The sequence below is a fragment of the Streptomyces sp. NPDC054849 genome (genome assembly GCF_053610945.1).
In genome coordinates this window covers 153,420-161,401 of the sequence record NZ_JBSGZI010000004.1, presented here as the reverse complement: position 1 = coordinate 161,401, position 7,982 = coordinate 153,420, and the positions used below count along the sequence as shown (strand labels likewise).

The window sequence follows — 7,982 nt, the reverse complement described above, 5'->3', positions numbered from 1 at the left end:
CCGGCGGGCCCCGGGCGCCGTTGCGTCCCCGGGGCGTGTATTTCGGATCGTGCCGGGCCCGCGCTGCCCGGCACGATCCGAAGGACACGCCCCACCTAGCGCCTGGCCGGGATGCGTTCCGCCTCGGGAGCGGAGGGCTGCGGGTGAAGGAGGGCGATCGACGGCCGACTCGGCGTGCCCGCCCGGATGTCCTGCATTCCGCGCCGCAGGCCGTCGCGCAGGAGGCGCCCCAGCGGGCGTTCGACGAACCGGTGGATGAGCCAGGCGAGCAGCACCATGAAGGCGGTCACCCCGATGACCAGGGGCACGGGCGCGACCTCGCGGCGGAAGTGGTGGATGAAGGTCAGCCCGGCCAGCATGTGGATCAGGTAGAGCGGGTAGGTGACCGCTCCGGCGTGCGGGAGCCAGCGCCATCGGATGCCGTCGAGGGCGCCGAGCGCCAGGGCCGCCATGACGATGAAACCGAGCAGGATGATCACATGGGCGGGCCAGGCCTGCGTCTGCTCGGTGGTGGCCCGGCCGAGGCTGGCGAGCATGCGGGCGTGCACGTAGTGCTGCGCGAGGAGTACCTGGACGCCGATGACGGCCCACAGCACGGCGTTCGGCCCGAATCGGCGCATCAGGTAGAAGGCGATACCGGCGATGAAGTACGGGGAGGCGGACGAGGCCGCGAAGAAGGACAGCACATCGCTGTCGGCGGAGGGGGCCACGACGCCGGCCAGGGTCCATATCCCGCAGAACAGGACGCAGTTGCGGTAGGTCACGCCGCGCATGACGACGAGCGCGAACAAGACGTAGAACTTGAGCTCGACGAAGAGGGTCCAGTACGCGTCGTCGATGTGGGGGACGCCGATCCCGCCCTGGAGCATCGACAGGTTCACCACCACGTCGCTGAACGCCTCGACCCGCCTCACCTCGGGCCAGTTGAACAGCACGAGCGCGGTGAACACCACCGCCGCCCAGTAGGCGGGGAAGAGCCGGGAGACCCGGGACACCGCGAAGTCGCCCACCGAGCGCCCCCAGGCGCTCATACAGATCACGAAGCCGCTGACCATGAAGAAGATCTCGACTCCGAGCCAGCCGTAGACGGCGAACCGATGGGCGAGGGGGAAGACGCCGGCGGTCGGTTCGCCCCAGGCGCTCTCCAGGGCCGCGTAGTGGTAGAAGAGCACGGCGAGTGCGGCGACGACCCGGACGCCGTCGAGAACCGCCAGGCGCCCGCCGGGGGCCCCGGCACGCGTGCGGCCGCCCGGCTGCGATGTTCCGGCTGAACTGCACGCGCTCATCCCGCGACCGCCCCCTCGAAAGTACGACTGTCCGATGACCGCCGTAAGATCAGGGAACCCTACAGCGCAGGTCCGGACGGTCCACAGGGCCGGGTCGGGCAGCCCGGGACGTGCACCCCGTGTGCCGGGCGCGCGCCCTGCTACGCGGTCTCCGCGGTCTCCATGGTCTTCGCGGTCTCCATGGTCTTCGCGCGCTCCATGGTCTCCCCGCGCTCCGCGCTCTCCGCGAGGGCCTCGAACCATGTGGGCTCGTCGCGCAGGGCCCGCTGGATCCGGTCCAGGGAGAAGGGCGCCAGCGGCGGCAGCGCGTCCACGTCGAACCAGGCCACCTCAAGGGACTCGTGGTCGTTGGCCCGCGCCTCGCCGCCGGTCGCCCGGCAGCGGAAGGTGATGTCCTGGAACTGGCAGACGTCACCGTTGGGGTAGGTGATCGGGTCGAGCATCTGTACGAGCACCACACGCTCGGGGACGCAGCGCACCGCCGTCTCCTCGAACACCTCGCGCACGGCGGTCTCCGCGGGCTGCTCGCCCGGCTCGGCGATGCCGCCGACCGCGGACCACTGCCCGTTGTCGGAGCGCCGGCCGAGCAGCACCCGGCCCCGGTCGTCGAAGACGATGGCCGTGACCCCGGGCAGCAGGAGCAGCCGGTGCCCGGCGGTGGCACGGATCGCACGGATGAAATCGGGAGTGGTCATCCCCCGAGCCTACGAGGCCGCCGGGCCGGCCCCCGCCTCATGCCGCCCGGCGGGCGCGGATCCGGCCGGTCAGGAGCCCGCCGAGGCCGCCGGCGGCGAGCAGCAGCAGCACGTACTCCGGCAGCGGTCCGACGACGGTGGCCGGGGTGCGGCCGGAGCGCAGCGGGATCTCGGCGACCAGCGCGTCCGCGGTGAACATCTTCGTCTCCGAGACGATCCTGCCGTCGGGGCGGATGACCGCGCTGACCCCGCTGGTGACGGGGACGAGAACCGTCCGGCTGTGCTCGACGGCACGGACCCGGTCCATGGCGAGCTGCTGGTAGGTCATCTGGGTCCGGCCGAAAGTGGCGTTGTTGCTCGGGACGGCGATCACCTGGGCGCCGGCCTGGACGGTGGAGCGGACGGCGTCGTCGAAGGCGGCCTCGAAGCAGGTGACCATGCCGATGCCGCTTCCGGCCATGTCGAAGACGCCGGGCGCCGTGCCGGGACCGAAGTCGCGGCGCACCCGGTCCACGTCGGAGCTGAAGAGCCGGACGAAGGAGCGCATCGGGATGCGCTCGCCGAAGGGCTGGATCTTGCGCTTGTCGTAGGTCGCGGTGGGGCCGTCCACCGGGTCCCAAAGGATCATCGTGTTGCGCAGCGGGCCGGTTTCCGGGGCCACGACCGCGCCGATCGCGACGGGCACGCCGATGGCCTTGACCGCACGGTCGATGACGGCGTGGGCGTCGGGCTGGGCGTACGGGTCGAGGTCGGACGAGTTCTCCGGCCAGACGACGAAGTCGGGCTTCGGGACACGGCCCGCCTTGACGTCCTCGGCCAGCTGCACGGTGCGCTTGGCGTGGTTGTCGAGGACGGCGCGGCGCTGGGAGTTGAAGTCGAGACCGAGGCGCGGCACGTTGCCCTGGATGACCGCGGCCACGACGGTGCCGTCCTCGGCCGCGTCCGAGACCAGCGGACGGGCGGCGAGGCCGGCGCCGATCGGGGCGGCGATGGTGAGGGCGGCCAGGGCTGCCGTGGTGCGGCCGGGGTGGTCGCGGGCGATGCGCAGGGCTTCGTAGAGGCCGAATCCGCACAGGGCGACGCCGAAGGAGAGCAGCGGGGTGCCACCGAGGGCGGCCAGAGGGGTGAACACGCCGTCGGCCTGACCGAAGGCGAGCTTGCCCCAGGGGAATCCGCCGAACGGTGCCCGGGCGCGCAGGGCCTCGCCCGCCACCCAGACGGCGGCGGCGAACAGCGGCCATGCCGGGAGCCGGCTCACCAGGGCGACGCCGAGGCCGGTGAGGCCGATGAGGAGGGCTTCGAGGGTGCCCAGCGCGAGCCACGGCACCGGGCCGACCTCCTCGCCGGTCCAGACGAGCAGCGGCAGCAGGAAGCCGAGTCCGGCGAGGGTGCCGAGACCGAAGCCGGCCCGGGCGCGGCGGCCGTACAGGCAGCCGGCGAGCAGGGCGAGGGCGAGGGGGGCCAGCCACCACAGGGGGCGGGGCGGGAAGCTGAGGTAGAGCAGTCCGCCGGAAAGGGCGGCGAGCACGGCACGCACCACCCAGGCGCCCTTCCGCTGCGCGGGGGCCGGGGCGCCGGCGGAGCCGGTGGCGGTGGGCATCGCGGCCTCGGCGGGGGGTCCGTCGGCGGACTGCGAGGGCTCGTTCCCGGCCGCGCGGGTGACACTGCTGCTCATCTGGCGGAGTGTACGTCCCCGCACCTCGGAGACCGGTAAGCGCCCGGGCCTGTCCTCCGGACAGCGCTCCGGCGGCCCCAGCAGGAACCGGAAGACCCGGCAGGGTCCGAAGGAACGGCAGGAACGGCAGGAACGGCAGGGACCGGGAGACCGGCAGGATCCTGCCGGATCCGCAAGACGCGGGCAGGATCCGCGAGCCATGCTTCAGCGGGCGAGGGCGCGCAGGCGGGCGCGGATGACCCGGACGGCGCTCTCGGCGTCGTCGACGGTGACCGTGAAGAGCTTGCCGTCGACGAGCCTGAGTTCCAGTCCCTCGCCCCGCCGGACGATCACCCCGGTGCCCTGCTCCGGGCGCCAGCGGCAGCCCCAGCCACCCCACTGCTGGGGGGTGATCCGGGGGAGGAACTCGGCGGAGGCCACCTCGGTGAAACGGATCTTGCGGCGCGGCAGTCCTATGTGGCCGCAGCGCACTTCCAGGGCCTCGGAGTCGATGGTGACGGCGACGTGCACGAAGGCGAGCGTGCCGTAGAGGATGAGCAGCCCGGCGGCGAGGCAGCCGGCCACGGCCATGAGGAGCGGCACGAAGCCGGAGGTCCAGGCGTTGTCGACGGCGAGTTCGATACCGAGCGCCACACAGGCCGCACCGGCCCCTGCGAGCAGCCACTGCACGCGGTTGGAGGCCCGGCCCGTCCAGACAGGCCCCGGGGGGTGAACCGTCATGTGTAGCAGCGTACTCACGTTCCGCTTGACCGCCACCGTCCGTCGTCCACCCGGTTCGTCGCGCGGCGGCCCGGTGCCGGGCGCCGCGCTCATCCCTCATCCGCCGTCGGCCTCGTCCCTGCCCTTGCCCTTGCCCTTGCCCTCGCCCGTCGGCCCTCAGCCGCCGGGGAGCAGGCCGACGAGCGCATCGCGCAGGGCCGGGCGGCGGGCGGTCATGAAGCGGTGCAGGTTCCGGGAGCCGAAGGCGATGCGCTGGGCGCTGCGGCGGCGCTCGGTGTCGTACGCGCGCAGGGCTCCGGGCAGCCCGGCCGGCTCGGCGGTGGCGACGGCCCGGGCCAGGGCCTCGGCGTCGAGCAGCGCGGTGCACGCGCCCTGGCCGAGGTTGGGCGTCATGGCGTGGGCGGCGTCGCCGACGAGGGCGACCCGGCCGCCGGCGACGAAGGTGGGGAGGGCCGGGTGGAGGTGGCGCATCTCGTACCGGATCCACGTCGCGGGGTCGGTTTCGGCGAGGAGGCGCGGAATGGGGTCGTGCCAGTCGGCGAAGGCGTCCCGCACCTCTCGGGCGGTGGTGGCCTCGGGGACGGTGGCATACCAGTTGGTGCGGCCGGGCTCGACGGGGGTCATGCCGAAGAAGCGGCCCTCGCCCCAGGTCTCGCCGTAGAGGCCGGTCTCGAATCCGGCGATGCCGATCCAGGCGACCGTGCCGATCGGCCGCGGTCCGCTGTTGCGCCCGAAGTGCGTCGTGCGGACCACGCTGTTGATCCCGTCGGCGCCGACGAGCAGGTCGGCGGCGAGTGCGGTCGGGTCGGTGAGGCGCTCCCCGTACGCGATCGGCGCGCCGCCGAGCCGTTCGAGCGCGGCGAGCAGCGCGTCGATCAGATGGGGCCGGGATATGAGCAGTTCCGGCCGGCCGGCCTTGCGCTCGATCCGTTCGAGCGGGAGGGAGGCCAGCACCTTTCCGTCGGGGCGCCGGATCCGGGCGTCGCGATACGGGACCGCGCGCGCCCGCAGCGCGTCGCCGAGACCCAGCCGGTCGAGCGCGGCCTGGGCGGTGGGATGGATCCCGAAGGCGGTTCCGTAGCGTTCGAGTGCGGTCCGCCGCTCCAGGACGGTCACTTCCCAGCCCGCGCGGCGCAGGCCGATGGCGGTGGCGAGGCCGCCGACTCCCGCCCCGACCACGACCGCCGTACGCGCCCCGCGCCCGCTCCCCCGCCGCGTCCCGCTCCTGGTCCCGCTCCCGGTTCCAGTCCCGGACTCGTTCTCTGTGCCCATGGCTCACCCCTTCGCCTGCACGGTCCACGCCCCACGGTGTACGACCTGCGGTCACCACAGCCGTGGTACTACATCTGTGGTACCACGGCTGTGGTTAAGCTGGCAACGTGAATCAGGACCGGAGGGACCGGCTGCGGGACGCGGCCATCGCCGTACTGGCGGAAGCGGGCGGGCGCGGGCTGACGCACCGGGCCGTCGACGCCGCCGCCGACGTGCCGACGGGCACGGCCAAGAACTACTTCCCGACCCGTGACACCCTGCTGCGGGCCGTGGCCGAACGCTGCGCGGAGCAGTACCGGGCGCTGGCCGCGGCCCTGGCGGGGGCCGGGCCGGGGCCCGCCGACGCGCAACAGCTCGCGGCGCTGCTCGCGGGACTGCTGCGGGACGTGGCCGGGCCCGGGCGCCCGCGCGTCCTGGCCTATCTGGAGCTGCAGACCGAGGCGACGAGGCGGCCGTGGCTGGCCGCGCTGCTGGACCCGATCGCCTCGGCGGACTTCGCGGCGCACGCGCACCTGCTGCGCGCGGCCGGGCTGCCGGCCGGACCGGAGCAGGCCCGCACCCTCACCCTCGCCCTGCACGGCGCCATTCCCCACCTGCTCACCGGAGCTCCGGCCACCCTCGCGGCGGCCGGCCTGGACGACCTGGACCGCTTCGCCCGCACCCTGCTGGCCGCCGTCCGCCCCGAGGAGACCGCGTGAGCGTCGCAGGAGACACCGTGACCACCCGGCTCGACCGGGCGGTGGGCGCCGTTCTGGGCTCCGCGGCGGGCGACGCGCTGGGCGCGCCCTACGAGTTCGGCGAGGCCGGACAGTTGACGGCACGCGGGGAGGAGATGCGCGGAGGCGGCGGCTGGGATCCGGGGGAGGCGACCGACGACACGCAGATGGCCGTCCTGGTCGGCGAGTCGCTGCTGGAGCGGGGAGGTCTCGAACTCCCGGACGTCTTCGCCCGGTTCCAGCGGTGGGCGGCCGGTCACCCCAAGGACATCGGGCTCCAGACCGAGGACGTGCTGACGAACGGCGAGCCCTGGAACGTCGCCGCCGACCAGCACTTCCGGATCAACGCCCGGGCGGCCGGGAACGGTTCCCTGATGCGCGCCTCCACCTCGGCGGTCTACTTCGCCGCCGCCGGGCGGGAGGGGACCATGGACGCCGCGCGGCGGATCGCGGCGCTGACGCACGGCGACCGGGCCGCGTGGGAGGGGACGGCGGTCCTGCACGAGCTGGTTCGCGTCGCCCTCGACGGGACCGATCCGCTCGCCGCCCTTTCCGCGACGCTCACGGCGGTGCACCCGGACCACCGCGAGCGGTACGGCCGCGTGCTCGCCCCCGACTGGCACCCCGGCCTGGCCACAGAGTTCAACGGGGCGGTGTGGCCCTGCCTGGGCTCGGCTGTGTGGGCGCTGCGGACGACGACCGGGTTCGCGGACGCCGTCCGGGCCGCCGTGGACCTGGGCGGGGACACCGACACGGTGGCCGCGGTGACGGGGATCCTCGCGGGCGCCCGATACGGCCAGGGAGCGGTCCCGGAGCACTGGACGGCCGCGCTCCACGTGCCGCTGCCCGGGTTCGGGGAACGGGTCCTGGGCGCGGACGACCTGCGCGTGCTGGCTCAGCGGCTCGCGGCGGCCGGCTCCCGCTGAAGCTCCAGGCGCCGGCCCGGAAAGGCCGCGCGCAGCCGCCGGTCGTGCGTGACCACGACGATGGTCCCGCCGAACAGGGCCAAGGCCGCCTCCAGTTCCTCCACCACGGCCGGGGCCAGGTGGTTCGTCGGCTCGTCCAGCAGCAGCAGGTCGAGCGGGCGCTTCATCAGCCGGGCCAGTTCCAGCTTGCGGCGCTGACCGGCCGAGAGGGCGCGTACCGGCCGGGTGAGGTCGCGCGGGGTGAGCAGTCCGTATCCGATGACCTGGTCGGCGTCCTCCTGGCCGAACATCTCGACGGCGGACCGGGGTTCACGCGCCCACCGGTCGTCCTGTCGGAGCAGCCCCACGCGCGGAGGGGTCCGTACGAGGCCTCGAGCGGGCTCCAGTTCACCGGCCAGCAGGAGCAACAGGGAGGACTTGCCTGCGCCGTTGGGGCCGGTCACCAGGAGCCTCTCCCCCGGAGCGAGCGTGAGCGAGAGCGGTTCGAACCGTCCCGGCACGGCCGCACCGGCCACCTCCACCACATCGGCGGAGCCTTCGGTGAACCGGCCGGTGAAGCGGATCGGCTGCGGTGGCGGCGGAACGGGGTTCCCGGTCAGCCGGTGCAGCCGTTCGCGGGCGGTGCGGATACGGCTCGCGGCGCCGTGGGTCCGCGACCGGGCACGGAAGGCACCGGCGCCGCTGAAGCCGCG

The 7,982-nt window shown here is 73.9% G+C and carries 7 protein-coding genes and 1 pseudogene; 2 read left to right on the top strand and 6 right to left on the bottom strand.

Annotation, left to right across the window (positions count from 1 at the left end; all coding sequences use genetic code 11):
• Positions 1–95: 95 nt before the first annotated feature.
• From ACWGIF_RS03705 to ACWGIF_RS03685, 5 genes and pseudogenes are all read right to left on the bottom strand, one after another.
• Positions 96–1,286 carry an acyltransferase family protein gene (locus ACWGIF_RS03705; RefSeq protein ID WP_453490468.1) on the bottom strand — a complete coding sequence of 397 codons (1,191 nt, stop codon included), beginning with the start codon at positions 1,284–1,286 and terminating at the stop codon, positions 96–98.
• A 230-nt stretch (positions 1,287–1,516) separates the two neighbouring features.
• A pseudogene (locus tag ACWGIF_RS03700) lies at positions 1,517–1,981 on the bottom strand (NUDIX hydrolase); the annotation flags it as partial.
• Positions 1,982–2,018: 37 nt separating this feature from the next.
• On the bottom strand, positions 2,019–3,581 hold the full coding sequence (gene lnt, locus ACWGIF_RS03695) for an apolipoprotein N-acyltransferase (RefSeq protein WP_453490501.1): 1,563 nt from the start codon (positions 3,579–3,581) through the stop codon (positions 2,019–2,021).
• A gap of 279 nt (positions 3,582–3,860) precedes the next feature.
• Entirely contained in the window at positions 3,861–4,376 is a 516-nt protein-coding gene (locus ACWGIF_RS03690) for a hypothetical protein (protein WP_453490466.1), read from the bottom strand.
• A 156-nt stretch (positions 4,377–4,532) separates the two neighbouring features.
• Positions 4,533–5,555: an FAD-dependent oxidoreductase gene (locus ACWGIF_RS03685; RefSeq protein WP_453490499.1), complete on the bottom strand. Its 1,023-nt coding sequence runs from the start codon at positions 5,553–5,555 to the stop codon at positions 4,533–4,535.
• A gap of 200 nt (positions 5,556–5,755) precedes the next feature.
• On the opposite strand from ACWGIF_RS03685, the gene ACWGIF_RS03680 reads away from it, so the two are divergent.
• Positions 5,756–6,346, top strand: coding sequence for a TetR/AcrR family transcriptional regulator (locus ACWGIF_RS03680; RefSeq protein WP_453490463.1), 591 nt, complete (start codon positions 5,756–5,758; stop codon positions 6,344–6,346).
• A complete protein-coding gene (locus ACWGIF_RS03675) occupies positions 6,343–7,290 on the top strand; it encodes an ADP-ribosylglycohydrolase family protein (RefSeq protein WP_453490460.1) in 948 nt (315 codons plus the stop codon). The genes ACWGIF_RS03680 and ACWGIF_RS03675 overlap by 4 nt, the downstream gene beginning before the upstream one ends.
• Here ACWGIF_RS03675 and ACWGIF_RS03670 read toward each other — a convergent pair.
• Positions 7,260–7,733, bottom strand: a complete 474-nt coding sequence (locus tag ACWGIF_RS03670) for an ATP-binding cassette domain-containing protein (protein WP_453490496.1) — start codon at positions 7,731–7,733, stop codon at positions 7,260–7,262. The genes ACWGIF_RS03675 and ACWGIF_RS03670 overlap by 31 nt on opposite strands.
• Between the last annotated feature and the right edge of the window lie 249 nt (positions 7,734–7,982).